Raw genomic sequence first — 1,674 nt, 5'->3', positions numbered from 1 at the left:
ACTTACTTCACATTCTGCCCAACCGCCAGCCCCGCCCGAATCGCTGCCAGCGCCGCCTGATAATAGGCCTTGCCTTCGTTGGATTCGGCAAAGGTCGAGAATTCTTCCAGCTCTGCGTCGGACAGGTCGCGATAGACGTACAGAAGCGTGTTGCTCATGTCGTTGGCGATCTGCGCCATCAGACGCTGGCGCTGGCCTTCAAGCATGCCTTGGGTCGAGCCGCCGCCCATCAACCCCGGGATCATCGAGCTCAAGCTGTCCGCCGCCACTCCGGCAATCGCGAGGCTGACTTCGGCTCCGGCTTCCTTGGCGGGGAGGGCGTTGGACAGGTGCCCGATGATCAGCATGCGGTTGTCGCTGACCTGCATTTTCGGCAAGCCTTGCGCGTTCTTCGCCAGTTGATCGGGGCGAGTTGCGGTCAGTTCGGCATTGACGATCTTGCGGCCCAGAGGTGATTGGAAAAATTGCAGTGCAGGGTTCGGATCCTGCAGCGTCTGACGCAAATTCTGCTCGGCGCGTTGATCCATTGCCTGTGGCGCGAATCGCTGATTACTGTTGCTGACCAGCGCGTCGAATACCGCGGGCGGCAGGCTGTTTCGGTAGCGCTGCTGTGCGGCTTTGAGAGCGTCGTTGAAATGCGCGCGTTGTTCTGGCCAGCCGGCGACCTTGTACAGCTGGTCGTGGCCGTCTGCCCAGGCGGGCATGGTGCAGAACATCAACAGCAGGAAAAACAGACGGCGCATTAGAGACTCCTGTCGGCAGGCCGCTATTCTCGGTGGGGCGGCGGGGATTTGTCGAGTTAACAAGTTGCCAGACCCCAAGAAAATCCGTGGGTTCGGCGATCCTGTGTGTAAAACGATTGCAGGGTTTTAGCCCCGGAAAAATATTCTTTCGCTGGCAGACCGCGGGCTCTGTTGGATTGACCGGTGTCTGGATACTATGCGCGCCATGCACATATCCCCTGATGAAGCCCTGCTGACAAGAATCGTCGATGACCTGGCCGAGCGTGGCTGGTCGCAGCAGGACATCTTTTTGCCCGAGACGCTGACCCGTGAACTGGCCCTTGAATGTCGCAAGCGCGCCGCTGAAGGCGAGCTGGCCCCGGCGGCGGTCGGGCGCGGCCCTGCGCAGGAAATTCGTGAGGGGATTCGTGGTGATCACATCCAGTGGCTGGAGCCGGGTCAGGCCGAGCCCTGCGATCGGTATCTGCAGCTGATGGACAGCTTGCGTCAGACCCTCAATCGCGGCCTGTTTCTGGGGTTGGAAGATTTCGAGGCCCACTTCGCGCTGTATCCGCCGGGGGCTTTCTATCGCAGGCATGTCGATCGCTTTCGTGATGATGACAAGCGCATGGTCTCAGCGGTGATCTATCTCAACGATGCCTCTTGGCAGCCCGAGGATGGCGGGCAGTTGCGCATGTTCTTCAAGGACGGGGTGGAGCACGACGTGCAACCGATCGGCGGGTGTCTGGTGGTGTTTTTATCTGGCGACATGCCCCACGAAGTGCTGCCTGCCACGCGGGACCGTCTTTCGCTGACCGGTTGGTTCAGGCGGCGGGGGAATGAGCCGTTTGAGTTGTAAGCGTTCGCCAAGTCCCCTCTGTGGGAGCGAATTCATTCGCGATAGGCCAGGACAGTCGATACATCGCTATCGCCAGCACGATTTTTCGCGAAT

At 60.0% G+C, this 1,674-nt stretch carries 2 protein-coding genes; one reads left to right on the top strand and one right to left on the bottom strand.

The window, feature by feature from the left end; genetic code table 11:
• Window positions 1-2 precede the first annotated feature (2 nt).
• Window positions 3-743 carry a DUF2059 domain-containing protein gene (locus tag ACRER8_RS17380; RefSeq protein ID WP_431747461.1) on the bottom strand — a complete coding sequence of 247 codons (741 nt, stop codon included), beginning with the start codon at window positions 741-743 and terminating at the stop codon, window positions 3-5.
• 196 nt (window positions 744-939) lie between these two features.
• On the opposite strand from ACRER8_RS17380, the gene ACRER8_RS17375 reads away from it, so the two are divergent.
• Complete coding sequence (locus ACRER8_RS17375; RefSeq protein WP_431747460.1) at window positions 940-1,581, top strand: 2OG-Fe(II) oxygenase; 642 nt, start codon at window positions 940-942, stop codon at window positions 1,579-1,581.
• Window positions 1,582-1,674: the final 93 nt, after the last annotated feature.

The organism is Pseudomonas sp. (assembly GCF_050739935.1).
In the GTDB taxonomy this organism is placed as follows: domain Bacteria; phylum Pseudomonadota; class Gammaproteobacteria; order Pseudomonadales; family Pseudomonadaceae; genus Aquipseudomonas.
This window is presented reverse-complemented; position numbering and strand designations above follow the sequence as displayed.

Excerpts from the sequence above, each read along its gene's own strand:
- ACRER8_RS17380 (WP_431747461.1), bottom strand. The coding sequence starts at position 743 with ATGCGCCGTCTGTTTTTCCTGCTGTTGATGTTCTGCACCATGCCCGCC.
- ACRER8_RS17375 (WP_431747460.1), top strand. The coding sequence starts at position 940 with ATGCGCGCCATGCACATATCCCCTGATGAAGCCCTGCTGACAAGAATC.